The sequence below is a fragment of the Tenacibaculum finnmarkense genome (assembly GCF_900239185.1).
Lineage (GTDB): Bacteria > Bacteroidota > Bacteroidia > Flavobacteriales > Flavobacteriaceae > Polaribacter > Polaribacter finnmarkensis.
Window position 1 is genome coordinate 26,143 of sequence record NZ_OENA01000085.1, and the last position, 25,802, is coordinate 51,944.

A 25,802-nucleotide genomic window follows, 5' to 3' on the forward strand; every position below is an offset into this window, starting at 1 on the left:
AGGAATTATTTAGTTAAAAAACCATTCTCTCTAGCGCTTTTAATCACAGCAGAGATTCCTTTTTTATTAATATTTTTTAATGCAGAAGCAGATACTTTTAAAGTAATCCATTTACTTTCTTCTGGTATAAAGAAACGCTTAGTCATTAAGTTAGCGTTAAATTTTCTTTTAGTTCTATTTAATGCGTGAGAAACATTGTTCCCAACCATTGCTTTTTTTCCTGTAAGTTCACAAACTCTAGACATCTTCTTGACAGTTTTTAGTATTATTTCTAAACGAGGGGCAAATTTACGCATTTATATTGATTGCGCAAAAAATTCTCATTTAAATTCTTATTATTTTTGATCTATTCTAACTGAGGTTAAGCATCTAACCTACTGGAAGCGTAACTGACGGCAAATTTACAATTTTTTTTGAATATACACGCCTAATTAAAAAAATATTTAATAACTTATTCGCAATTATTTTTCAACAAATGATAGCGAGCTAAAAAACAATTAATTACTCTTTTAAAATACATCCTTGTAACAAGTCTAAAGCTTTGGTAACGGTTCTATTTAGTACTTTTTCGCGAGGTTGCCCAAAATTAAACTCATGCACCTCAACCCCCTGTTTACTTGCAATAGCAATACAAACAACACCTACACTTTTATCGGTATCATCAGTAGTTGGTCCTGCGTTTCCTGTTACCGCTATAGCAAAATCTGTTTTTAATTTTTTTAAACAACCAACCGCCATTTCTTTAGCAACTTGTTTACTAACAACACTAAATTCTTGTATTGTTTGTTTTGAAACACCTAATAACTGCTCTTTTAATTCGGCGGTATACGTTATAAAACCTCCTTTAAAATATGCCGAAGAACCTGCTATTGACACTAAATTAGCTCCAATTTTTCCTCCTGTTAAACTTTCGGCAGTACTTACTGTTTTATTTTTGGCGATTAATAAATCCCCTACTCTTTTTTCTATAGATGCATCTGTATCAAAACCTACAATTACATCAGAAATTAAAGTATTTAATATTGCTACTTTACTAGCTACTTCTTTTTCAAGAGTTTCTTTATCACTTCCTTTTGCCGAAATTCGCAATCTAACTTTTCCAAAAGATGGTAAATACGCTAACTTTATATGTGATGGCAGGCTATTTTCCCAATCTTCAATTCTTTGGGCAATAACACTTTCACCTACGCCAACTGTCATAATTGTGGTGTGTATTATATAAGGTAGCTTATATTTTTGCTGAATTCGAGGCAATACTTCATCGGTCATTAAACCTTTCATTTCATAAGGCACTCCTGGTAATGACACAAAGGCAGTATCATTTTCAAAAAACCACATTCCTGGTGCTGTACCAAATTGATTCATTAATAAGGTTGCCTTTGATGGCAATTGCGCCTGGTATTTTTGAACCTCATTATAAGGATGCTTTACTTTTTTAAACAACGCTTTAATATGTTCAATAACCGATGGATATTCAATAATTTCAGTATCCTTAAAATACTCGGCTATTGTTTTTTTGGTGATATCATCATTTGTAGGACCTAAACCACCTGTTATAATTACAATATCGGCTCTACTTTCAGCCTCTTTTAAGGCATTTAAAATATGTTGTTTTTCATCTTGAATAGATGATATTTGATATACCGAAACCCCAATTTTATTTAATTCCTGCCCTATCCATTGTGAATTTGTGTCAACAATTTGACCGATTAAAATTTCATCACCAATAGTTATTATTTCTGCGTTCATCTTATTTTTATTAAAAAAGAATCCCGCAAAAAGCGGGATGTATATTTATTTTATTTTAATATTAAAAGCTTGCTTACCCTCAATAACACCTGTTAAAACATCATTTTCAACGACCCTACCAACTCCTGCAGGTGTTCCTGTAAAAATAACATCTCCTTTTTTTAAGGTAAAATATTGCGATACATAACTAATTAATTCATCAATTTTCCAAAGCATCGTTTCAGAGTTTCCATCTTGAACAACTTCATCATTTTTATGTAATTGAAAAGAAATGCTTTCTAAATTAAACTCTTCCTTCGGATAAAAATTACCGATAACGGCACTACCGTCAAAGGCTTTTGCTTTTTCCCAAGGTAAACCTTTTTCTTTACATGTTGCTTGTACGTCTCTTGCTGTAAAATCGATTCCTAAACCTATTTCATCATAATATTTATGAGCAAATTTTGACGAAATATGTTTCCCTACCTTATTTATCTTTACCAAAACCTCCACTTCATAATGAATATCATCAGAAAAAGGTGGAATAAAAAAGGGCATTTTTTTTGGAAGAATTGCCGAGTCTGGTTTTAAAAAAACAACAGGACTCTCTGGCTTTTCATTTGCCAATTCTTCAATATGTTTGGCATAATTACGCCCGATACAAATTATTTTCATTTATTTTAATTACGAATTAATAATTTAAAATTACGAATTCTTAAAAATAAGAATTCGTAATTCATCATTGAAAATTTATTAATTGATTATGGTATCCAAGTTTTAGGGAAATTCGGTTTTCTTTTTTCTAAAAAAGCATCACGCCCTTCTTTTGCTTCATCGGTCATATAAGCTAAACGCGTAACTTCACCAGCAAAAACTTGTTGCCCAACCATGCCATCATCGGTTAAATTCATAGCGAATTTTAACATTTTAATAGACATTGGCGATTTTTCTAAAATTTCTTGCGCCCAATCAAAAGCAGTTTGCTCTAATTCATCATGAGGAATTACCGCATTAACCATTCCCATATCATACGCTTCTTGCGCCGAGTAATTTCTTCCTAAAAAGAAAATTTCACGTGCTTTTTTCTGCCCAACCATTTTCGCTAAATATGCTGATCCGTATCCTGCATCAAATGACGTTACATCGGCATCGGTTTGTTTAAAAATAGCGTGTTCTTTACTTGCTAAAGTTAAATCGCAAACAACATGTAAACTATGTCCGCCACCAACTGCCCAACCTGGAACCACGCAAATTACCGCTTTTGGCATAAAACGAATCAATCGTTGTACTTCTAAAATATTTAAACGGTGGTAACCATCTTTACCAACATAGCCTTTATCGCCACGGGCATTTTGATCGCCACCAGAACAAAAACTCCAAATTCCATCTTTTGACGAAGGACCTTCTGCCGATAATAACACTACTCCTATATTAACATCTTCGTGCGCGTCTTGAAAAGCATCTAGCAATTCTGAGGTTGTATGTGGGCGAAAAGCATTTCGTATATCAGGACGGTTAAACGCTATTCTTGCTACGTTATGCGACTTTTTATAAGTAATATCTTCATACTCTTTGGCAACTTTCCATTGAGGTTGTATCATAATTTTAAAATAGTATCGTTAATAAGTACAGCAAAAATAACATAATAACTTTGTTTTTCTTTTTTATATTTGAACGATATAATACAAACCTCTATGAAACAACTCTTTTTTTTAGTCGCTTTAGCAATAAGTACTAGCATTTTTTCACAAAAAGTGATTACCGATAACATTAATTCTACCTTTTTTAAGAAGGGTCGATCTGTAAAAATTTACATCCCCAAAAATTACGAAAAAGATGAAACTACCCAATACCCTTTAGCCATTGTTTTAGGCAGTCAATATCTTTTTGATATGTATGTTGGTAATGCAAAATTATATGCAAATACCGACAAAGCTCCCCGACAAATTGTTGTTGGAATTGATATGGAAAACACCTATAAAAAGGATATTTCAATTATCCCTTCTAATAATGCCCTAACAAATACTGCTAAAAAATTTCAGAAGTTCATCAAAAAAGAACTGATTCCTTATATGGAATTAAATTACAGAACCTCTCCTTTTATGACAATAGCTGCCGAAGGAAAAGCAGCTAATTTTAGCACCTATTTTTTAAAAGATGCCGAGCCTTTATTTAACGCATTTATCTGTATTACGCCACAGTTCACCAAATTTAGCGCTAGCGCCATTCAGTCTTATTCTTTAGGAAGATTGGCTCAAAAAGACAATACCTATTTTTTATATACTAGTAATAATAAGAAATACATCAACCCGAAACAACAGGAATATTTTAGTGAAATTAGTGCTTTTTTAGCCTCTTTTGAAGCAAAAAACCTACACATTACTTTTGATAAATTTGAAAACGCCCCTAGTTATTTATCTGTAATTGGCGAAACCATACCACGAGCATTTGAAAAAATGTTTTATTTATACGCTAAAATAACAAAAAGTGAATTTGACCAAAAAATTAAAGATTTAGATCCTTTAGAAGCAATTAAATATGTAGAACAAAAATATTTAGACATTCAATATTTATACGGATCGAATTTAAATGTTCGATTAGAAGATATTTTTGCCATTGAAAACATTGTTATTGATAAACAAGATGGAGATTACTTACGTGTTTTAGGTGATTTTGTAATGATAAAATACCCCAATTCACATATTGGTGATTTTTACGTTGGAAAATACCACGAACTAGGAAAAGCCTACGATAAAGCGGAGTTTTACTACAAAGCAGCCTTTGGAAAAATGAACCCTTCTGACCCAAATGCCAATGCTTTTTATGAGAATATTAAACGTGTAACTAGCTTAAAAGAAAGCCAACCAAAAGAAGAAGCTTTACCTGAAGACAATTTAGAGGAAAACTTAGACGATAATCCAGAGGAAAACCCCGAAGACAATAATAACGAGAATAATGAAGATAACGGCGAATAATTTTAAGCCTTAAAAATCAAAAAATCCGCAGCCTTTTGGTTGCGGATTTTTTTGTTAAAAAACCTATTTTAAAACAGTAATTATTGTTCTTAATTATTTAATTAATTCAATTCTGTCTTGCTTTAATTCAATTTTTTTATCTTTATACAAACCACCAATAGCTCTTTTAAAAGCCTTTTTACTCATCTGTAAACGAAATTTAATTGATTCAGGCGAGCTTTTATCAGTAAGCATTAAATAGCCTTTTTCATCTAATTTACGCATAATTACATCAGCATCGCTGTCAATTACATTTCTAAAACCCTGTGGGCGTAACGACACATCTATTTTACCATCATCACGTATTTTTTTAACGTATCCGTAGGTTTCCATGCCTTCTTCAATGTCTTGATATACTTCGCTGTTAAACAATAAACCGTCAAATTCATCATCAATTAAAACATTGTAGCCTAAAGGTGTTTGCTCTACTATTTTTAAATTTACCTGATCTCCTTCCTGTAAACCACCTTGTGATTCGTCTTGTGAATTTTCTTGTGAGTCTTCGTATAATCCGTCTTGTAATTCCATTTTATAAGTTTTTAAAATAGTTCTTTAAAACTACGTCATTTATTTCTTTTGGAGTAAAAATCTCCATTATTTTTGGTTGAACCGATTTTGTATAAAAATCAGGCAACCCAGCTGTTAATTCTTCTAAATTTGAAATAGCTGTACATTCAAAATCATACATTTTTGCCAAATGTTCCGCTGTTAAATTATGTGGCGTTTCAAAATAATTTGTGGCATTTGTAGTCGATGGCCCAGGGATAAACCTAAAAATTCCGCCACCAGCATTGTTTATTATAATAATTCTAAAATCTGAAGGAATATTGGTGTTCCATAAAGCGTTGCTGTCGTAAAAAAAGCTTAAATCTCCGGTAATAAAAGTTGTTCTTTTGATGGTTTTTGTAGCAAATCCCGCTCCAATTGCGGTACTTGTACTTCCGTCAATCCCGCTCGTTCCTCTATTACAAAATATTTGCAAGGTTTTATTGGTGTCAAACAATTGCGAATACCTGATAATAGAACTGTTGCTAATTTGAAGCTGTGAATTACTAGGAATTGCTTTTAAAATGGTTTCAAATACTTTTAAATCGGAATATTCACAATTTGCTAAATATTGTTGATGTTTTTGATTTCGTTCTTGCTTTTTAACCAGCCATTTTTGTTGATAAAAATTGCTGACCTCTGCTAATTCACTTACTTTATTTCCTTGATAATCTTCTTGCTGATTTACTAATTTTCGTAAAAAATGTACCGGTTTCTCTTGCACAAATTCCGATAAACATTGATAGGTATCCATCGGTTTAAATTCATCAATATGCCAATGGTTTTCGGGTGCATATTTTCGCAAGAATTGCTTTATTTTCTTAGAAATTACCATTCCTCCCAAGGTAATTAAAACCGCTGGGCGCAATGCCAAAAAATCAGCTTCGTTTAAAGGAATAATCAATTTATCAATGCTGTTGATAAATTTTAAATGATATAAATTTGAAGTCGTTTCTGTAAAAACTAAAACAGACTGATTATCCGCTAAATTACTTAAAACAGCTTGCAATTCATCCTCCGGGAAATGACTTCCTACTAAAATCATTTTTTTAGAAGATGTATTCCAAATTTCTAGTAATTTCTCATAATTTTCAGCATTTTTCTCATGATTTTTGTAATTTTCATCTAAATTTTCAGAAAAATCAACCTTTTTTAATTCATCAACAGTTTCATACAAAGGCTCATCAAAAGGAACATTAATATGTACCGGTGCTTTTTTTGAAATTGCAATTTGCAAGGCTTTACTTACTAACGTTTTATTTTGAATAAACTGATTGCCCGATTTATTGGTCGATTCTGTTAAATTTGCCGAAAATAATACATGATTTTCAAACACATTTTCCTGACGGATGGTTTGCCCATCGCCAATATCGATTAAATGTTTGGGTCTATCCGCAGAAATTACCACCAGCGGAATATTGCTGTAAAAGGCCTCCGCTATGGCGGGATAATAATTTAATAATGCAGAGCCTGAAGAACAAATCATAGCCACAGGTTTTCGCTTTTGCTGAGCGATTCCTAAGGCAAAAAAAGCAGCACAACGCTCATCAACAACACTTAATGTTTCTATATTCGGGTGATTTGAAAACCCAATAGTCAACGGTGCGTTTCTTGATCCTGGCGAAATAATAACGGTATCAATATTAAATTGATGACATGCCGAAATAACTAATTGTGCGAGTTCTTTTTTAGGATACATTTTACTTTAATTAATACGTTTCAATATTATAGAAACTCAAGATTTCCTTTATTTTTAAAGAAATAAAAAGTCAGAAAAATTAAAGACAAAACATCCTTTTACTTCTCTGACTTCCTATTTTAAAACAATAATATTACTTAATTTCCTTTTTTATAATCTTCTAAAAACTTTGCTAAACCGATGTCTGTTAAAGGGTGTTTTAACAATCCTTCGATAGCACTTAAAGGTCCTGTCATTACATTTGCTCCTAATTTTGCACAATCAATAATGTGCATGGTATGACGTACAGATGCCGCTAAAATTTGTGTTTCAAAATTATAGTTGTCATAAATTAAACGAATTTCAGAGATTAAATTTAATCCATCTGTTGAAATATCGTCTAAACGACCAATAAATGGCGATACATAGGTTGCCCCTGCTTTTGCCGCTAATAAGGCTTGACCTGCTGAAAAAACTAAAGTTACATTGGTTCTTATTCCTTTATCAGAGAAATATTTACAGGCTTTAATTCCGTCTTTTATCATTGGTAATTTTACCACGATTTGAGGATTTAAAGCAGCCAAAGCATCCCCTTCTTTTTTCATTCCTTCGAAATCTGTTGAAATAACCTCAGCAGAAACATCGCCTTCAACAATTTCACAGATAGCCTTGTAATGATTTATGATATTTTCATGCCCTGTAATTCCTTCTTTTGCCATTAAAGATGGATTGGTTGTTACACCATCCAAAATTCCTAAAGCTTGTGCTTCTTTAATTTGTGCTAAATTTGCTGTATCAATAAAAAATTTCATCTGTATATATGTTATGTGGTTAAATTAATTTTAATTAAAAGCGATTTTGACTTTACAGAATATTGCTTGCAAATTTACAATTTATAATGGTTCATTAACAGTTTTTGATACATTTTATCGGGTAGTATTCGTTTTAAAACAATCGAAAACTTCTCCATAAAACCACCTATTTTGTAATGAATTTTTGGGTTTTTATGTTCTATAATTTCATGCAGTGCCTTTGCCATTACATCAGGGTTCATTCCTGATGATACATGCCCGTCCATCAACGCTAAATTTTCGACATATTTTTCTTTATAGGCCGATTTTTCATACACTGGCGTATGGTAGCGTCCTGCGGCAATATTGGTCGCAAAATCACCTGGCGCTACATTTATTACTTTAACCCCGAAGCTTTTCACCTCCATACTAATGGATTCTGTAACGAGTTCTAAAGCTCCTTTACTTGCCGAATAAACTCCTCTAAAAGGCAATCCCATATAACCTGCGATAGATGTTAAATTAATAATAACACCCGATTTTTGTTGACGCATTTGTGGTAAAACAGCCTTTATAACATCAATAGCACCAAAGAAATTTGTGTTAAAATTGGCACGCATTTCATCGGTTGGCGTGTCTTCAATCGACCCTGTTATTCCTTTTCCTGCATTGTTTATTAACACATCTATTGTACCTTCTTTTTGAAGAATACTTTGAATAGCTTTTTGTATTGTTGCTGGTTTTGTAACATCTAAAGCGACCATTTTATACGGTAATTTTAAATCTGATGGATTTCTGCTTGTTCCGTAAACGGTGTAATTTTTATGGTGTAAATAGGTAGCAACCGCTTTTCCGATTCCAGAAGATGCGCCTGTTATTAATACGACTTTTGACATTAAATTGATTTTGTGCAAATATCAGAAAAGTTCGCTATAATTAAGAAGAGTTTAAAAATACTTATCTTTGTCGTTCTTATTTTTTCAGAAAACAGCAGTATCGTATTATGTATAAAAAATTAATTATAAGTATTTTCTTCTTACTTATCAGCAGCAATATCGTAGCACAAACAGGGCTATTTGAACACCATAAAAATTTTACGCATCAAGATAGTTTGAGAGGGTCAATTACCCCTGAAAGAATTTGGTGGAATTTGACCTATTATCATTTAGATATTGCTATTCATCCTGATAAAAAATTTATCCAAGGAAAAAACACGGTACAATACACGGTTTTAAAACCACATAATGTATTGCAAATTGATTTACAAGCGCCTTTAAAAATTACGAAAGTTATTCAAAATGGCAGAGAATTAAAAGTAACTCATCAAGGAAATGCGCATTTTATTCATTTGAAAAAGCATCAAAAAACAGGCGCTGTTAATTCTTTAGATGTTTACTACCAAGGACACCCAAAGGTTGCTAAAAATGCGCCTTGGGACGGTGGTTTCACCTGGAAAAAAGATAAAAATGGCAATCATTTTGTAGCTACTTCTTGCCAAGGATTAGGTGCAAGTGTTTGGTGGCCAAATAAAGACCACATGTACGACGAGGTCGACAGCATGGCAATTAGCGTGCGTGTTCCTAAAAATTTGATGGATATTTCTAATGGAAAATTACGTGAAATAGAACAACATGAAGACGCTAGCACAACCTATCATTGGTTTGTTGATAATCCTATTAATAATTATGGTGTAAATATAAATATTGGCGATTATGTGCATTTTTCTGAAAAATATAAAGGCGAAGCGGGTGTTTTAGATATGGATTATTATGTATTGCGAGATAACTTATCAAAAGCAAAAAAGCAGTTTAAAGATGCCCCTAAAATGATGAAAGCTTTTGAGCATTGGTTTGGAAAATATCCTTTTTATAAAGATGGATACAAACTCGTAGAAGCGCCGTATTTAGGTATGGAGCATCAAAGTTCGGTTACCTACGGAAATAAATTTGAAAACGGATATTTAGGAAGAGATTTATCAGGGACTGGTTGGGGTTTAAAGTTTGATTTTATTATTATTCACGAATCTGGGCACGAGTGGTTTGCCAATAATATTACCAATAAAGATATTGCCGATATGTGGATTCATGAGAGTTTTACCGCCTATTCTGAAAGCTTATTTTTAGACTATTATTACGGTAAAAAAGCGGCTTCTGAGTATGTTATTGGTACTCGAAAAAGTATTTTAAACAACATTCCTATTATTGGACAATATGATGTAAACAGCGAAGGTTCTGGCGATATGTATTATAAAGGTGCCAATATGTTGCACACCATTAGAACCTTGCTTAATAATGATGAAAAATGGCGACAAATTTTACGTGGTTTGAATTCGGTTTTTTATCATAAAACAGTAACCACCAAGCAGGTTGAAAATTATTTGATAGCACAGTCGGGCTTAGATTTATCTTGTATTTTTGATCAGTATTTGCGTACCGTTAAAATTCCTGTTTTTGAATATAAAGTTGAAAACAACAGTATTTCATATCGTTGGAATACTATTATTGAAGGTTTTAATATGCCGATAAATATTTTAGTTGATAAAAAAATACAGCAATTAAAACCTACTAAAAATTGGCAAACAACAGCATTTTCTTCGGATAAAATAGCAGCTAAAATTAAAGAAATTACGGTGGATAAAAATTTTTATGTGAATATTAAAAACATAAAATAAACACAACATACATTACATACAGACGCGATTTATCGCGTCTAACATATAAGGCGCCTAAATAATTTTGCATCTATAAAAAATGTGATAGCCATAAAAAAGACGCGATAAATCGACGTCTCTACATTATTATTATTACACCAACATTAATTTTTTGACCAAATTTTCGCCCATTTCTTCGTTCATCATTTTTATGATTTTATCTTTTCCGTAATTTAACTCTTCCCTTAAAACAGAAGAAGACAATCGAACAATTAGCGTTCCGTTTTGCAACCTTACTTCAGTTGTATAAGACGCTACTCCTGCGCCCATTAATTTGGTCCAAGCTTCTGAAATGTGAATTTTCTGAAAGCCTTTTTTTAAACTTCCTTCTTTAATATAGCTTCCTAATAAATCTTTTATTGAAAAACTATCGTTTTCTCGTTTTGCCATACTTTTTTAAATTTATGATTACTACAATTTAAAAATCTGATATTCTTGATTGCTATTTTTAAGCACATTTTCGGTTCTATCAAAATGTGTATCGGTTATAAAAATTTGCCCAAAAGCATCATTATTTACCAATGCAACAATTTGTGCCACCCTATTTTCATCTAATTTATCAAAAATATCATCCAATAACAAAATTGGCGTTACATTTGATTGTTTTTTTATAAATTCAAACTGCGCTAATTTCAAGGCAATTAAGTAGGTTTTTTGCTGTCCTTGCGATCCAAATTTTTTAATAGGATACTGGTCAATTTCAAAATTCAAATCATCTTTATGAATTCCTGATGATGTATATTGCAACATCCTGTCTTTATTTAAACTACCTGCAAATAAATCAATCAAAGAAGCATCATGTAACTGACTTTTATAGCGCAAATTTACGGTTTCTTTATTGCCTGAAATTATATGGTGTTTTGCATTAAAAATTGGCGCAAATTCTTCCAAAAAAGCTTTTCTCTTTTGATAAATTATAGTTCCATATTCCACTAATTGAGCATCATAGACCTTTAAATTTAAAGCATCAAAAGTTCTGTTTGCTACAAAATATTTTAACAAGGCATTTCGCTGACTGATAATTTTATTATACGAAATTAAGCTTTGTAAATAATTTTTATCTTGCTGAGAAATAACGCTGTCCATAAATTTGCGACGGGTTTCACTACCTTCTACAATTAAATTTCTATCGGCAGGTGAAATAATGACCAATGGCAATTGCCCAATATGCTCCGAAAACTTTTCGTAAGGCTTACCATTTCTTTTTAATATTTTTTTCTGCCCTCTTTTTAAAGAACACAAAATTTTCTCATTTCTACTAGCTAATTGGTACGAACCTTCAATCATAAAAAAATCTTGCCCATGACGAATATTTTGTCCCGCTACCGAATTAAAATAACTTTTAGCAAACGATAAATAATAAATAGCATCTAACACATTTGTTTTTCCAACGCCATTACTCCCTACAAAACAGTTTATTTTCTGCTGAAAATCAAACGATTGCGTTTCAATATTTTTAAAATTTACTAACGATAATTTTTGCAGATACATGAATAAGATTTTTTTCAAAAAAGAAAGCGCAAATTATCATTTTTTCAGGAATAATCCATTTTTAAAATCCAATTTAAAAAGCTATTTTTGTTCCACAAATTTTTAAGCAATTATGGCTACATACAAGAAAAGGGGTTACAAACCTAAAAAAGAAAAGGTTGAGCAAGAAGTTGAAGAAAACTTTGATGAAGCGCAAAGTACAACAGCCGAAGTATTTAATACTTTAGATGACACAGCGAATAAATCAGAACAATGGATTGAAAAAAATAGCAAGGCTTTATTTTTAGGATTGGTAGCAGTTGCTGCTGTAATTTTAGGGTATTTAGCCTACAATACATTTATTTCTGAACCGAATGAACAAGAGGCTTCAAATGAATTAGCATATCCAAGAACATTTTTTGACAAAGCAGAAAAATCAGCTGGTAAACCTGCAGATGCACTTTATAACATTGGGTTAAATGGTGGTGATGGTAAATATGGTTTTACAGATGTTGCTGATAAATTTAGCGGAACTAAAGCTGGAAATTTAGCAAATTACTATGCGGGTATTTCTTTCTTAAAAACAAAAAAATACGAAGAAGCAATTCAATATTTAAGTAATTTTAATTCAGAGGATGAATTATTAGGTGCTACTGCTTTAGGTGCAATTGGTGATGCTTTTGCAGATATCAATCAACCTGAAGATGCTTTAACATACTACCAAAAAGCAGCTAAAAAGAAAAGTAATGACTTTACAGCGCCTTTATTCTTATTTAAAGCGGCACAAACGGCTATGTCTTTAAAAGAATATACGACTGCTGAAAAATTATATACAACCATTAAAGAGAAATACCCTACTACTAATCAAGGTAGAGATATTCAAAAATACATCAATACTGCAAAATATGCAGATGCATCTAGCGCAGTTTCTTTAGCGAAAGTTGAACAAACCAAGCCAGCTGTAACTACTGCAAGCGATGTTCATATTATGAATGATGTTAACGCACTTTATAATACGAAATCAGAATTTTTAGGGAAATCTGTTAAAGGATACGAATTTTTAGGTGAATTTGTAAATTTAAAACTTAACGACGGAACTGAATTTTTAGCATTAAGCAAAGGTTTTGAAAGCGGATTGTTAAACTTTATTAAAAGTGATGCTAAAGCCGACAAAAATTCTTGGTTTAACTTACGTAGAGTTTTATTCAAAACAGGTGCTGCTGATTTAGACGAAAAATCTAACAACCAAATTGATAATGTTGTTAAAATTTTAAAAGCCTACCCTAACGTAAACTTAAAATTAGGTGGTTATACTGACAATACCGGTAACGCTGATTTTAATAAAAGTTTATCAGAAAAAAGAGCGAATGCTATTTTAAATTCAATCGTTAGCAAGGGTATTGCTAAAGAAAGATTAAATGCTGAAGGATACGGTATCGAACATCCAATAGCTGACAACAACACTAGCGAAGGGCGTGCTTTAAACAGACGTGTTGCAGCAAGAGTTTCTAAAAAATAATTAAATGGCAACAACAGATTTATCTTATTATGATAAAGCAACCATCCCAAATGCGAAATCGTTTCGATTTGGGATTGTTGTATCAGAATGGAATCCCGAAATTACAGGAAACTTACACAAAGGTGCTATTGAAGCGCTTTTAGACTGTGGTGCAGAACAAAATAATATTGTTTCTTGGGATGTTCCAGGAAGTTTTGAATTGGTTTACGGATGCAAAAAAATGATTGAATCTCAAAAAGTAGATGCAATTATCGCTATTGGAAACGTAATTCAAGGACAAACAAAACACTTTGATTTTGTGTGCGATGGTGTTACACAAGGTATTGTAGATTTGAATATTAAATATGATGTTCCTGTAATATTCTGTGTTTTAACAGACAATACAAAGCAACAATCATTAGACAGATCAGGAGGAAAACTAGGAAACAAAGGTATTGAATGTGCCATTGCAGCTGTTAAAATGGCAGCACTTAAAAACTTAGACAAACCTTCTAGTTCTTTAGGGTTTTAAAGCCTTTTTTTAACATATTTTATTTTTTCAGATAAAAAAGAACCAAAATAATATGCTTTTTGGTTCTTTTTTAACGTTAATTTAGCCTTAATTTTTGACAATCAATTCATAATTCAGTAACTTTGAATTTCGTCTTAATTTGGTGTGATTTTTGTTACACTACAGTATTCAAAAACAGTAACCATGGGATTTATTAAAAAAGAAAATAAAAAATTTGATTACAAACCCACCTACTACAAAGGCGAGGGAAACCCGTATCAAGTAAAACATAAATTTGATAAATACCGTACCACTGTTGGTAAAACAAAAGGCTTAAAAGGTAAATTTACAGTTGCTCTTAATGAATTTAAAAATTCTGAAAACGGCGGTTTTAATAGTACAATTATCATTTTAGTTGCTTTTTTTATACTCTTATTTTTATTTTTTATCGATTTCGATCTTTCTATCTTTTTATCTAAAAAATAACGAATGTCTGATATTATACAATTACTTCCTGATCATGTTGCAAACCAAATTGCTGCTGGTGAAGTAGTACAACGCCCTGCCTCTGTAGTTAAAGAGCTAGTTGAAAATTCAATTGATGCAGGCGCTGCTACTATAAAGCTATTAATTAAAGATGCTGGTAAAACGTTAATTCAAGTAATTGACGACGGAAAAGGAATGAGTATTGCAGATGCTCGCTTGAGTTTTGAGCGACACGCTACATCAAAAATTAAAGATGCTCAAGATTTATTTAACTTAAATACCAAAGGTTTTCGAGGAGAAGCTTTAGCCTCTATCGCTGCAATTGCACATGTAGAGCTAAAAACAAGACAAGAAAATCAAGAGCTTGGTTCTTTTATTAAAATAGCAGGGAGTAAAATTATTTCTGAAGAAGCTATTTCAACACCTAAAGGAACAAGTATTGCGGTTAAAAATTTATTTTACAACATTCCTGCGCGTCGTAATTTTTTAAAATCAGACAGTATTGAAACCCGTCATATTGTCGATGAATTTCAAAGAGTTGCCTTAGCACATCCTGATATTTCTTTTTTATTACAACACAACAACACCGAGCTTTATCATCTGAAAAAAAGCAATTTACGCAAGCGAATTGTAGCTGTTTTTGGTAATAAAATGAATGAAAGACTTGTTCCTATTTCTGAACAAACTGATCTTATTTCAATAAGAGGTTTTACCACAAAATCTGAATTTGCAAAGAAAAAACGTGGCGAACAGTACTTTTTTGTAAACAATCGTTTTATAAAAAGTTCGTATTTAAACCATGCCGTAGTAATGGCCTTTGAAGGTTTGTTAGAAAACGGATCGCATCCTTCTTATTTTTTATATTTAGAAGTGCCGCCAAATAGTATTGATATCAATATACACCCAACAAAAACGGAAATTAAATTTGATAATGAAAAAATACTGTATGCTATTTTACGAGCAACCGTTAAACACAGTTTGGGGCAGTACAATGTAACACCCGCCTTAGATTTTAGCAGGGATGCCAACTTAGATACACCGTATGATTACAGCAAAAAATCATCAGATCCCTCTAAACTTCCGCCAATTACTGTAGATCATACTTTTAATCCGTTTACAGCATCGCCTAGTTATCAAGAAAAAACAACTACTGCTGAATATTTAAACGAACCAAATAATGCGAATAAACAAACCAACACAGATAGCTCAAAATCGGTAAGTTATCAATCTAATTTTAAAAAAGATACGGATGACTGGGAGGCTTTGTATAGCAATAATAAATCAATAGACGCTACAAAACAAGAGCAACTATTTGAATCTCATCAAGAAACAGAAACAGGTAAAACCTTTCAAATTCAGAAAAAATATTTATTAAGCTCTATAAAATCAGGCGTTGTTTTAATTAATCAATCTTTGGCGCATCAACGTATTTTATACGAAGAGTTTCTAGAAAACATTACCATCAAAGAAGCAAGTAGTCAGCAATTATTATTTCCTGTAACTATTTCTTTTTCTAAATCGGACATCGAAATGATTTACACCATAAAATCAGATTTAGAAAGTGCTGGTTTTATGTTTGATGAATTTACCAAAGAAAGTGTTATTATTCGAGGCATACCCACTTCAATTAGTGAGAGTCAAATAACCTTAATTTTAGAAGAATTATTAGACGACATTAAATTAGAAGTGCCTGACGCTAGTTTTAGTCATTTTGATGTAATGGCTAAATCATTTGCAAAATCGTTAGCACTAAAAACAGGAACCGTACTATCTATTAAAGAGCAAGAAAACTTAGTAAATAATTTATTTTCTTGTAGAGAACCCAATACTTCACCCTTTGGGAAACCAACGTTTAAAACATTAACTTTAAACGAAATTGATACCATTTTCAATAAATAACAAATAAATATGGCAAAAATAACAGCCGCTATAAAGCATTTAATAATCATTAATGTGATTATGTATTTTGTACCACAGCTTTTAAATTTAGATATAACAAATATTTTTGCATTACATTACACTGAAAATGAACACTTTGCTATTTGGCAATATGTTACGCATATTTTTATGCACGCAAGCCCGATGCACTTACTTTTTAACATGTATGCTTTATGGGCTTTTGGTACACCACTAGAGCAAATGTGGGGTAAAAATAAGTTTATTTTCTTTTATTTTTCGGCAGGTATTGGAGCAGGATTAATTTACACACTTGTTAATTATTATCAATTTAATGGAATTTACACCCAATTAATTGAGCAAGGAATATCGGCTATTGACATCAAAAACTTATTAAATACAGGGCAATATAATGATACTTTAATTACGCTTTCCAATCAAACAATGAGCGAATTTTACAGCCTATATCATACTCCCGCTGTTGGAGCTTCTGGGGCTGTTTACGGTATTTTAGTAGCCTTCGGATTGCTATTTCCTGACGCTAAATTGGCTTTGATATTTTTCCCAGTACCGATTGCTGCAAAATATTTTATTCCGATCATGATTGCTAGTGATGTATTTTTTGGAGTCACCAAATATTCTATCGGTAATATTGCACATTTTGCACATATTGGAGGAGCTATTATTGGTTTTATAATTGCTTGGTATTGGAAAAAAAATCAATTTAAAACTCATTAATTTAGTATATTGTATCGCATAAAATTAAATAATGAATGAATAGATTTCAATTTAATGTTTCAAAAAATTTAGATAATTTAAAATATCGATTTAAAAACGCGGGTATTGTAGAGCAATTAATCTACATAAACCTTGCGGTATTTTTGTTGGTTTTTATCAGCAATACTTTCGGTTTTTTATTTCAATCGAACAGCAATTTTTTAGTAGAATGGTTTGCTTTACCTGCTAATTTTGATGATTTCTTATCAAAACCCTGGACCATTATTACCTACGGATTTTTACACACCGGCTTTATACATATACTAGCAAACTTATTTGCATTATTTTATATAGGTAATTTTTTCAAGCACTATTTTACCTCAAAACAACTGCTAAATTTTTATCTTTTAGGAACTGTTTTTGGAGGTGTTATTTTTATAGCGAGCTATCATTTTTTCCCAGGATTACAACAAGGTGCTAACAATAATATTTTATTAGGCGCATCCGCAGGGATTTCAGCTATTTTTATAGGAAGTGCAACTTATATGCCTACTTATGAATTGCGATTTCCGCTAATTGGTTATGTTAAATTATGGAAATTAGCCGCCATTTGGATCGCTTTAGATGTACTTCAAATACCTGCCGGTAATGCTGGCGGACATTTGGCACATATAGGTGGGGCGTTGTTTGGTTTTTTATATGTTTTAAAAGCAAGTAATAAAGAAATAACCATTTTTAACAAGCTAAAAAAAACCGCTACTAACTGTTTTGAAAAAAAAGAAGAACCATTAAAAACAGTTTATAAGTCAGGTAAAAAACCAGTAACCACCTCGTTTAAAAAATCAGTTAATCAACAAGAAGTAGATGCTATTTTAGATAAAATAAGTACATCTGGCTACGATACTTTAACCCAAACCGAAAAAGAATTTTTATTCAAACAAGGTACTAATTAAATGAAAAAATCCCCTATCATACAAAAATTATTATTCTTCGTTAATTCAATTTTAGCTACGCTATTATTGCTTTGTTATGTTTTACCCTATGTGTCACCACAGGTAATTCCTGCCCTAGCAGTTTTGAGTTTATTTGTACCGTTATTAATTATTTTAAATTGCTTTTTTTTCGGGTATTGGTTGTTTAAAATTAATAAAAAAGCGGTACTATCACTGCTTGTTTTAAGTATCGGATGGGTGAGCTCTACGCCACTTATAAAATTATCAAATAAAGAAACAGTTTTAAATGATGACTTAAAAGTAATGAGCTACAATGTGCATCTATTTAATTATTACAAACATATAAACGACATTACCACCGAACAAAAAATATACGAGTTCATCAACAATCAAAACCCTGATGTTGTGGCTATGCAAGAGTTTTATCGATCTGAATTATTAGACATAAAACTGCCTTATAAATATATTAAAACCAAGTCAAAATCTAGGAAATTTGGGCTTGCTATTTACACTAAATACCCTATTGTAAACTCCGGTTCTTTAAACTTTAAAAATAGCGCAAACAATACTATTTTTGTTGACATTGTTAAAAACAAAGACACCATTCGTATTTATAATGTGCATTTAGAGTCGTTAAAAATAAACCCAAATAAAGACTATTTTGGCGAAAAAGATTCAGGGCATTTATTTAAGCGTTTAACAAATGGATTTGAAAAACAAGTAGCGCAAACCGAGCTAATTTTACAGCATGAATATTCTTGGAAGAAGAAAAAAATTATATGTGGCGATTTTAATAACACTGCATATTCTTGGGTGTATCAAAAGTTATCTGAAGATAAAAAAGATGCCTTTTTAACCGCTGGAATTGGCTTAGGGAAATCGTTTCGATACATCTATCCGATGCGGATTGATTTTATGCTGACCGATAATACCGCCACTATAAATCAATATAAAACATTTAGCGATATTAAATTTTCAGACCACTACCCTATTATGAGCCGTTTGCATTGGTAGTTTTTTATTGTTTATTTTAGATAATTTTTAGCGTCTGTTTAATTTCATTTAAAAACATTTTATGGTTAAAAAATGGAATTCGTCAACCTAAATTTAGTTCAGCAGGACGATAATCTAATCTTTATTTAATTTTTAATAGGCTCTTCGTTTTTTTAACCTGTTTTAAATTCAATAAATCAATTGGGTTGATGCCTAACCCTTGTATGTTTTTTTGACTAAAACGAATAACTTCATCATAATAAAGCGGAACAATTGGTGCTTGTTCAATAATAATACTATCCATTTTTTGGTATAATTCATAGCGTTTTTTTATGTCAATTTCTTGTATTGATTTTTCATATAAAACATCAAAAGTTATATTTTTAAAATGGGTATAATTAGGTCCGTTAGGTGTAAAATTTTTACTGTAAAACAACGATAAGTAATTTTCAGCATCAGGATAATCGGCAATCCAACTGGCTCTAAAAACAGGCAATTTACCGTTTGATTTTGCTTGTCGTAAAGTCGATGGCGGAATTACAGATACTTTTACCTGCAATCCTATATTTTGTAATTCCCGTTGGATAAATTCACATAAATCTAAATAATTTCCGTTGGTTGTAATGGTTATTTCAGGATTTTTATCACCTGTTTCTTCGATGTATTTTAATACTAATGCAGCTGCTTTTTCAGGTTGATATGAATATCCTTTTTGATAATTAAATGAAGGTAAACCTTTGGGTATAAATCCATTTTTGGCAGGAATTCCAATTCCGTTACGTAAAAATTTAATCATTTTTTCACGATCAAATCCGTAATTAATTGCTTGTCGTATTAATTTTGATTTCGTTGGGTAATTTTTCAAGCCTTCTGAATAAAAGCCTAAATATTCTGTATTCAAATAAGCGCCTGTTTGCATCACTATTTTATCGGTATATTTCTCTTTTAAAGTTCCATTGGTATTTAAAATATCATCTTTATAAGAGGCGTCTAAACTTTTCATAAAGTCAAGATTTCCTTGGATAAATTGTAAGAATTCGCTTTGTTTATCAGGCAAAAAAGTAATTGCTACGGCTTCTAAATACGGTAATTGATTTCCGTTTACATCTTTTTCAAAATACAATGGGTTTTTACGCAATACTAATTTGGTATTTTCTACCCATAGTTTGAATTGAAAAGCACCTGTTCCAATAGGGTTTGCTCTAAATGAATTACCAAAATAATCAACTGCTTCTTTTGGAACTACCGAACAATATTTCATCGCTAACAAACCTAAAAAAGGCGGGAAAGCTTGTTTTAAATTGATGGTGAAAACCGAATCGTTTTCCGCTTTGAAATCAGCAATATTTTGAAGTACCCAACCACCAGGAGATGCTACTTTTTTTGATACTAATCGATCAAATGAATATTTAAAATCCGTAGCTTTTACGCTTCGTGTAGAATCTTTACCAAATAAATGATGCTTGTGAAATTTTACATCATTTCTTAAAGTAAAACGATATGTTTTTCCATCTTCAGAAATCGACCATTTTTTAGCAATATCAGGCTGAATATGCAAACTATCATCTAACTGAACCAAGCCATTAAATAATTGATTTACCGCCCAAATATTCCGCTGATCTTTGGCAAAAGCAGGATCTAACGAAGTAATATTTGAATGTTCATTATATCTAAAAACTTGTGAATCTGTAAATTTACTGCTTTGTTTGGTACAGGAATACAATCCTATAAAAAGAATGAATAAAATGAAATAATTACGCTTACTTTCTTTTATTTTTATAATATGATTTATCTGCAATGTATATCGTTTTAAAAACTTCTGTCTAAATAACTGAAGCGTCTCTTTTCTTAAAAAATTAATCAATTTTAAACCTTAAAATCACTTATTAAAGCCATATTCACGTTCCACTTTACAAATCCGCAATTGATATTTTTTGTACCATTGTTCTCTTCCCATTTCTCTGGCTTGAATATGTTCAATATTATTTTTCCACTGAACAATGGCATCCAAATCTTCCCAATATGAAACGGTAATTCCTACTGCTGAACGAGCAGATTCAATGCCTAAATATCCTTTTTGTTGTTTTGCAAGGGATTCCATTTTAATTGACATCGCATCGTATCCGTTTAAATTATCAGATAATACTGTTGTAAAGATAACCGCATAATATGGCGGATTTAAAGAATCTTCTATCATAAAATTAACTCATATTTTGTTTCAGGTAAGCCAATATCATCGCTTATCAAATGTTTAATTACTTTAAAATTAAAACGTTTTAAAATTTTACTGGAAGCAATATTTTTATCAATAACATAGGCTATAATTTTTTTCATTCCTACCCTTTTACAATAACCGATCAATCCTTCACATAATTCACTAGCGTAGCCTTTGCCCCAGTATTGCTGAATAAATCGATAACCTATTTCATCATCTTCTTTATTTTCAACATCTTTAATTAAACCTAAGGTACCTATAAAACAACCATCCGATTTTCGTTCTACTGCATAAATAAAAAAATCATTGCTTGGTTTTTCATATTTATTTATCAACATTATTAATTCTTTTTCACATTCTAAAATTGTTTTAACCCCACCTGTTGCATATTGCAAAACCAACGGATTACTTTCTAGGCAATGAAAAGGTTTTAAATCAGTAAAAATAAGTTTTCTAATGAGTAATCTTTCCGTTTCAAAAATCATGAATAAAATTGTAATTTTGTAGTTGATAAATGTACAAGAATGAACGCAGATAAAAAAGTAGCTTTTTATACTTTAGGATGTAAATTAAATTTTTCTGAAACCTCAACAATTGCTCGAAACTTTGTAAATGAAGGTTTTGAACGTGTCGATTTCGATGAAAAAGCTCAAATATATGTAATAAATACCTGTTCGGTAACCGATAATGCCGACAAACGTTTTAAATCAATTGTAAAAAATGCGCTAAAACAAAATGAAGATGCTTTTATAATTGGTGTTGGTTGTTATGCCCAATTAAAACCCGAAGAATTAGCCAATGTAAATGGCGTTGATTTGGTATTAGGCGCAACCGAAAAATTTAATGTTACCAGTTATATTAACGATTTAACCAAAAATGATATTGGCGAAGTGCATTCGTGCGAAATTGAAGAGGCCGATTCGTATGTTGGTGCGTATTCTATTGGCGATCGTACCCGTGCCTTTTTAAAGGTGCAAGATGGTTGTGATTATAAATGTACCTATTGTACAATTCCGTTAGCCCGTGGTATTTCTAGGTCAGATACTTTGGAAAATGTATTGAAAAACGCCAAAGAAATATCAGAAAAAGGCATCAAAGAAATCGTTTTAACGGGTGTTAATATCGGTGATTACGGAAAAGGGGAATTTGGAAATAAAAAACACGAACATACTTTTTTAGAATTAGTCAAAGAATTAGACAAGGTTGAAGGTATTAAACGTTTGCGAATTTCATCAATTGAACCAAATTTATTAAAAGATGAAACTATTGATTTTGTATCGAAATCGAAAACTTTTGTGCCTCATTTTCACATTCCACTGCAATCTGGTAATGACGAATTATTGAAAAAAATGAAGCGTCGTTATTTAACAAAAACCTATACTAATAGAACACAAAAAATTAAAGAAGTAATGCCTAACGCTTGTATAGGTGTTGATGTTATTGTTGGTTTTCCTGGTGAAACAGACGAGTTGTTTTTAGAAACATACAATTATTTAAACGAAATGGATATTTCGTATTTACATGTATTTACTTATTCTGAAAGACCAAATACCGAAGCTGTTGGTATGGACGGAATAGTTCCTAAAAATGTACGTGCAAAACGAAGTAAAATGTTACGTGGTTTATCGGTTAAAAAACGTAGGGCTTTTTATGAAAGTCAACTAGGAAACACGCTAACCGCATTGTTTGAAAGTGAAAATAAAGAAGGCTATATTCATGGTTTTACACAGAATTATGTAAAAGTTAAAACTCCTTGGAATCCTAGTTTAGTAAACACCTTACATACCGTTACTTTAACTAAAATTGATGAAGATGGTATAGTGCGTTTTAATTTTGATGAATAAAATACTTTCTTTTCAGACCTCACAGATTTTAAAAGCCTGTGAGGTCTTGATTTTAACTAAATAATTTATGTGTTTCAAATTTTATAAACTATAATATAACTATTAATGGAAAAAAAACACCTCTATTTTGTACCTGGTTTAGGAGCTAATACACAAATATTTGAATACATAAAACTATCAAAAGAAAAATTTGAACTTCATTTTCTAGAATGGTTATTGCCGATTTCTATTGATGAAAGCATCGAAGCATATGCCCGAAGAATGTGTGAAAATATTCATCATGAAAAACCAATTTTAATAGGTGTTTCTTTTGGAGGGATTATGGTGCAGGAAATGAGTAAAATTATTGATTGTGAAAAAGTAATTTTAATATCGAGCATCAAAAATAATAACGAATTGCCAAAACGCTTGAAATTAGCGTATATAACAGGAGTTTATAAACTTTTCCCTTCTAAAATAATTGCGAATATCGAAAAATATGAACGCTATTTTTTTAATGATTATCTGAAAAAAAGAGCTGAATTATATAAAATATATCTATCAAAAAGAGATGAAACCTATTTACAATGGTCGGTTTATAATGTATTACATTGGCAACAATCTAAGCCCTTGGCGAATATAACTCATATACACGGAACTGATGATGAAGTTTTTCCTGCAAAAAATCTTCAAAATTATATTGAAGTTGAAAATGGAACACATATTATGATTTTAAATAAAGCAAAAACTATTTCTAAAATTTTAGAAAAAGAATGTTTTATTCATTAACTTGTTATAAATAGCTAAAAATCAGAAAAAGAGCTTAAAATCACCTAAAAATTAAAGAAAATGAATAAATCCATCCGTTTTTTATCACTTATAACTATTGTTTTTGTAGCGGTATTATTGACCAATACAATAAGCAAAAAAAATGAATCTAAAATAAAAAATGTAGCTGAAAGCTATGAAATTAGAGCTGTAAAAGCACCTAGCTACATGGAACTCGCAGGAGAACGTGTTCCTTTAGAAAAAGCAGATGTTAAAGAACATATGGATCGTGAATTATTGGTAAATACCTATTGGCAATCTAACGGAGTATTGTTAATTAAACGTGCTAATAAATTTTTCCCTATCATAGAACCTTTGCTAGAAAAATATGGCGTGCCTGATGATTTTAAATATTTATGTGTTGCCGAAAGTGCTTTAATTAACATTCCGTCATCAAAAGGTGCCGCTGGATATTGGCATTTTATGCCTGCCACTGGTCGTGAATATGGATTAGAGGTAAATAGAAATGTTGATGAACGTTATAATTTAGAAAAATCAACACGAGTTGCTGCCGAATATTTAAAAAAGGCGAAGAAAAAACTGGGTTCTTGGACACTAGCTGCTGCTGCATATAATGCAGGTAACGGTCGAATTTCGCAACGTTTAAAGCAACAGCAAGTTGATAATTACTATGATTTACTTTTAAATAGTGAAACTAGCAGGTATGTTTTTAGAATTTTAGCTTTAAAAGAAGTGCTAGGAAATCCTAATAAATATGGATTTATATACGATCAAGAAGATTTATACACCTTTCCGACTACTTATAATGTTCAAGTAAATACGTCAATTGCAAACATTACAAACTTTGCAAAAAAATACGAGGTTACTTATAAAGAGTTAAAATTAGTAAATCCTTGGTTGCGAGAATCTAAATTGAACAATAAAAGCAATAAAACATACACCATAAAAATCCCAATGAACTAATGAAAAAAGCAATACCATTTATATATATTATACTAGGAGTTTTTATTTTAGTAGAATCAATTTCTAATTTCCTAGAAGACAAAGAATTATATAGGGTCTTTTTCGGAATTACCACTCAAAGTAAATACATATACTTACTTGTAAAAGTTTTATTTGCTAGTTTATTTTTAGTAGACGGAATAAAAAAAGTTAAAAAGCAATAATAAAACAGCAAATTAGCCTAGCTAGTTTGCTGTTATTTTTTGTACTCGTCCTACAATTCCAGATGCTAATTGTACTTTTATTCCATGTGGATGATTTGCTGAATTTGTTAACAACCTACTCACAACTCCTGCTGTTAATTCACCTGTTTTTTGATGATTTTTTTGTACAACTTCAACAGCAGCACCTATTGTAATATCTTTTCTGTTTGTTCCTTCTTTCATTCTGAAAATTAGTTTCGGTTTAAAAATAAGAAAACCTATCAAAATAAATTGATAGGCTTCTTTAAAAAGTTTACTCTGGTAATAAAATATATATTATAATACTCTTACGTCAACAGCGTTTAATCCTTTTTTCCCTTCTTGTAATTCGAATTCAACTTCGTCATTTTCACGAATTTCATCGATTAATCCTGAAACGTGTACAAAATGTTCTTTGTTTGATCCTTCTTCTGTAATAAATCCAAATCCTTTTGACTCGTTAAAAAATTTTACGGTACCTCTATTCATAATATAAAAAATATATGTTGCTTACTTAATTGATTGCAACGTTAATTGAATTGCAAATGTAATGCCAAATATTTAAAATCAAGGTAAATATTTGATTTTATTAGCATTATATTTTTTTTATAGCCCAAAACATTAATAAAAGTGTGGGTTTTTACAACAAAAAGCCTATCAAAATAAATTGATAGGCTTTAAAAAGTTTACTCTGGTAATAAAATATATATTATAATACTCTTACGTCAACAGCGTTTAATCCTTTTTTTCCTTCTTGTAATTCGAATTCAACTTCGTCATTTTCACGAATTTCATCGATT

The 25,802-nt window shown here is 31.2% G+C and carries 29 protein-coding genes (1 of these 29 running past the window's edge); 13 read left to right on the forward strand and 16 right to left on the reverse strand.

Annotated features, from left to right (window positions below; genetic code table 11):
* Positions 1–5: 5 nt before the first annotated feature.
* The 4 genes from rpmB to AQ1689_RS10050 all read right to left on the reverse strand — a co-directional run bounded on the left by rpmB (position 6) and on the right by AQ1689_RS10050 (position 3,329).
* The gene (rpmB, locus tag AQ1689_RS10035; RefSeq protein WP_058886229.1) at positions 6–245 is read right to left on the reverse strand and encodes a 50S ribosomal protein L28; all 240 of its coding nucleotides are present in this window, start codon (positions 243–245) and stop codon (positions 6–8) included.
* 256 nt (positions 246–501) lie between these two features.
* Positions 502–1,749: a competence/damage-inducible protein A gene (locus tag AQ1689_RS10040; protein WP_101956001.1), complete on the reverse strand. Its 1,248-nt coding sequence runs from the start codon at positions 1,747–1,749 to the stop codon at positions 502–504.
* Positions 1,750–1,794: 45 nt separating this feature from the next.
* Positions 1,795–2,403, reverse strand: coding sequence for a fumarylacetoacetate hydrolase family protein (locus AQ1689_RS10045; protein WP_101915825.1), 609 nt, complete (start codon positions 2,401–2,403; stop codon positions 1,795–1,797).
* Between the two features lie 86 nt (positions 2,404–2,489).
* Positions 2,490–3,329, reverse strand: coding sequence for a 1,4-dihydroxy-2-naphthoyl-CoA synthase (locus tag AQ1689_RS10050; RefSeq protein WP_101956002.1), 840 nt, complete (start codon positions 3,327–3,329; stop codon positions 2,490–2,492).
* A gap of 93 nt (positions 3,330–3,422) precedes the next feature.
* Between AQ1689_RS10050 and AQ1689_RS10055 the strand changes: the two genes are divergently transcribed.
* A complete protein-coding gene (locus tag AQ1689_RS10055; RefSeq protein ID WP_145993759.1) occupies positions 3,423–4,703 on the forward strand; it encodes an alpha/beta hydrolase-fold protein in 1,281 nt (426 codons plus the stop codon).
* A 93-nt stretch (positions 4,704–4,796) separates the two neighbouring features.
* Here the strand turns inward: AQ1689_RS10055 and AQ1689_RS10060 are convergent, their stop codons facing one another.
* The 4 genes from AQ1689_RS10060 to AQ1689_RS10075 form a co-directional block, all read right to left on the reverse strand.
* Complete coding sequence (locus AQ1689_RS10060; protein WP_101915828.1) at positions 4,797–5,270, reverse strand: S1 RNA-binding domain-containing protein; 474 nt, start codon at positions 5,268–5,270, stop codon at positions 4,797–4,799.
* A 1-nt stretch (position 5,271) separates the two neighbouring features.
* Positions 5,272–6,987 (reverse strand): 2-succinyl-5-enolpyruvyl-6-hydroxy-3-cyclohexene-1-carboxylic-acid synthase, encoded by a 1,716-nt coding sequence (gene menD / locus AQ1689_RS10065; RefSeq protein WP_101956004.1) that lies wholly within the window; start codon positions 6,985–6,987, stop codon positions 5,272–5,274.
* Between the two features lie 137 nt (positions 6,988–7,124).
* Positions 7,125–7,778, reverse strand: a complete 654-nt coding sequence (gene fsa, locus AQ1689_RS10070) for a fructose-6-phosphate aldolase (RefSeq protein ID WP_058884596.1) — start codon at positions 7,776–7,778, stop codon at positions 7,125–7,127.
* Between the two features lie 74 nt (positions 7,779–7,852).
* Positions 7,853–8,653, reverse strand: a complete 801-nt coding sequence (locus AQ1689_RS10075; RefSeq protein WP_101956005.1) for an SDR family oxidoreductase — start codon at positions 8,651–8,653, stop codon at positions 7,853–7,855.
* 107 nt (positions 8,654–8,760) lie between these two features.
* Here AQ1689_RS10075 and AQ1689_RS10080 point away from each other — a divergent pair, with 107 nt between their 5' ends.
* Entirely contained in the window at positions 8,761–10,428 is a 1,668-nt protein-coding gene (locus AQ1689_RS10080) for a M1 family metallopeptidase (RefSeq protein ID WP_101956006.1), read from the forward strand.
* Positions 10,429–10,560: 132 nt separating this feature from the next.
* Here the strand turns inward: AQ1689_RS10080 and AQ1689_RS10085 are convergent, their stop codons facing one another.
* Together AQ1689_RS10085 and recF are read right to left on the reverse strand one after the other, a co-directional pair.
* Positions 10,561–10,857 carry a DUF721 domain-containing protein gene (locus AQ1689_RS10085; RefSeq protein ID WP_101915832.1) on the reverse strand — a complete coding sequence of 99 codons (297 nt, stop codon included), beginning with the start codon at positions 10,855–10,857 and terminating at the stop codon, positions 10,561–10,563.
* 21 nt (positions 10,858–10,878) lie between these two features.
* Positions 10,879–11,958, reverse strand: coding sequence for a DNA replication/repair protein RecF (gene recF, locus AQ1689_RS10090; protein WP_101915833.1), 1,080 nt, complete (start codon positions 11,956–11,958; stop codon positions 10,879–10,881).
* 112 nt (positions 11,959–12,070) lie between these two features.
* Between recF and AQ1689_RS13400 the strand changes: the two genes are divergently transcribed.
* The 7 genes from AQ1689_RS13400 (at position 12,071) to AQ1689_RS10125 (ending at position 19,012) form a co-directional block, all read left to right on the forward strand.
* The gene (locus AQ1689_RS13400) at positions 12,071–13,456 is read left to right on the forward strand and encodes an OmpA family protein (RefSeq protein WP_101956007.1); all 1,386 of its coding nucleotides are present in this window, start codon (positions 12,071–12,073) and stop codon (positions 13,454–13,456) included.
* Positions 13,457–13,460: 4 nt separating this feature from the next.
* Positions 13,461–13,967: a 6,7-dimethyl-8-ribityllumazine synthase gene (gene ribH, locus AQ1689_RS10100; RefSeq protein ID WP_101915835.1), complete on the forward strand. Its 507-nt coding sequence runs from the start codon at positions 13,461–13,463 to the stop codon at positions 13,965–13,967.
* Positions 13,968–14,150: 183 nt separating this feature from the next.
* Positions 14,151–14,432 carry a riboflavin synthase subunit beta gene (locus AQ1689_RS10105; protein WP_101915836.1) on the forward strand — a complete coding sequence of 94 codons (282 nt, stop codon included), beginning with the start codon at positions 14,151–14,153 and terminating at the stop codon, positions 14,430–14,432.
* Between the two features lie 3 nt (positions 14,433–14,435).
* Entirely contained in the window at positions 14,436–16,331 is a 1,896-nt protein-coding gene (gene mutL, locus AQ1689_RS10110) for a DNA mismatch repair endonuclease MutL (protein ID WP_101915837.1), read from the forward strand.
* Between the two features lie 9 nt (positions 16,332–16,340).
* Positions 16,341–17,066, forward strand: a complete 726-nt coding sequence (locus AQ1689_RS10115) for a rhomboid family intramembrane serine protease (protein WP_101956008.1) — start codon at positions 16,341–16,343, stop codon at positions 17,064–17,066.
* Between the two features lie 35 nt (positions 17,067–17,101).
* Complete coding sequence (locus tag AQ1689_RS10120) at positions 17,102–17,998, forward strand: rhomboid family intramembrane serine protease (RefSeq protein WP_101956009.1); 897 nt, start codon at positions 17,102–17,104, stop codon at positions 17,996–17,998.
* Positions 17,999–19,012 carry an endonuclease/exonuclease/phosphatase family protein gene (locus AQ1689_RS10125; protein WP_101956010.1) on the forward strand — a complete coding sequence of 338 codons (1,014 nt, stop codon included), beginning with the start codon at positions 17,999–18,001 and terminating at the stop codon, positions 19,010–19,012. It abuts the gene before it with no gap.
* 121 nt (positions 19,013–19,133) lie between these two features.
* Here the strand turns inward: AQ1689_RS10125 and AQ1689_RS10130 are convergent, their stop codons facing one another.
* From AQ1689_RS10130 to AQ1689_RS10140, 3 genes are all read right to left on the reverse strand, one after another.
* Positions 19,134–20,789 carry an ABC transporter substrate-binding protein gene (locus tag AQ1689_RS10130; RefSeq protein ID WP_198913871.1) on the reverse strand — a complete coding sequence of 552 codons (1,656 nt, stop codon included), beginning with the start codon at positions 20,787–20,789 and terminating at the stop codon, positions 19,134–19,136.
* An 81-nt stretch (positions 20,790–20,870) separates the two neighbouring features.
* Positions 20,871–21,188 (reverse strand): antibiotic biosynthesis monooxygenase family protein, encoded by a 318-nt coding sequence (locus AQ1689_RS10135; RefSeq protein WP_101956011.1) that lies wholly within the window; start codon positions 21,186–21,188, stop codon positions 20,871–20,873.
* A complete protein-coding gene (locus AQ1689_RS10140) occupies positions 21,185–21,691 on the reverse strand; it encodes a GNAT family N-acetyltransferase (RefSeq protein WP_101956012.1) in 507 nt (168 codons plus the stop codon). The genes AQ1689_RS10135 and AQ1689_RS10140 overlap by 4 nt, the downstream gene beginning before the upstream one ends.
* A gap of 39 nt (positions 21,692–21,730) precedes the next feature.
* On the opposite strand from AQ1689_RS10140, the gene mtaB reads away from it, so the two are divergent.
* From mtaB to AQ1689_RS10160, 4 genes are all read left to right on the forward strand, one after another.
* Positions 21,731–23,050 carry a tRNA (N(6)-L-threonylcarbamoyladenosine(37)-C(2))-methylthiotransferase MtaB gene (mtaB, locus tag AQ1689_RS10145; protein ID WP_101915842.1) on the forward strand — a complete coding sequence of 440 codons (1,320 nt, stop codon included), beginning with the start codon at positions 21,731–21,733 and terminating at the stop codon, positions 23,048–23,050.
* 105 nt (positions 23,051–23,155) lie between these two features.
* Entirely contained in the window at positions 23,156–23,818 is a 663-nt protein-coding gene (locus AQ1689_RS10150) for an alpha/beta fold hydrolase (protein WP_101915843.1), read from the forward strand.
* A gap of 60 nt (positions 23,819–23,878) precedes the next feature.
* Positions 23,879–24,781 (forward strand): lytic transglycosylase domain-containing protein, encoded by a 903-nt coding sequence (locus tag AQ1689_RS10155; RefSeq protein ID WP_101956013.1) that lies wholly within the window; start codon positions 23,879–23,881, stop codon positions 24,779–24,781.
* Complete coding sequence (locus AQ1689_RS10160; protein ID WP_101915845.1) at positions 24,781–24,984, forward strand: hypothetical protein; 204 nt, start codon at positions 24,781–24,783, stop codon at positions 24,982–24,984. Before AQ1689_RS10155 ends, AQ1689_RS10160 begins: the two co-directional genes overlap by 1 nt.
* 21 nt (positions 24,985–25,005) lie before the next feature.
* Here the strand turns inward: AQ1689_RS10160 and AQ1689_RS10165 are convergent, their stop codons facing one another.
* From AQ1689_RS10165 to AQ1689_RS10175, 3 genes are all read right to left on the reverse strand, one after another.
* A complete protein-coding gene (locus AQ1689_RS10165; protein WP_101915846.1) occupies positions 25,006–25,206 on the reverse strand; it encodes a YwbE family protein in 201 nt (66 codons plus the stop codon).
* Between the two features lie 93 nt (positions 25,207–25,299).
* Entirely contained in the window at positions 25,300–25,491 is a 192-nt protein-coding gene (locus AQ1689_RS10170) for a cold-shock protein (RefSeq protein WP_058884578.1), read from the reverse strand.
* Between the two features lie 220 nt (positions 25,492–25,711).
* Positions 25,712–25,802: the final stretch of a cold-shock protein gene (locus AQ1689_RS10175; protein WP_101956014.1), read on the reverse strand. It continues 95 nt past the right edge of the window; the window shows 91 of its 186 coding nt (coding positions 96–186); its start codon lies off the right edge, out of view; it ends in the stop codon at positions 25,712–25,714.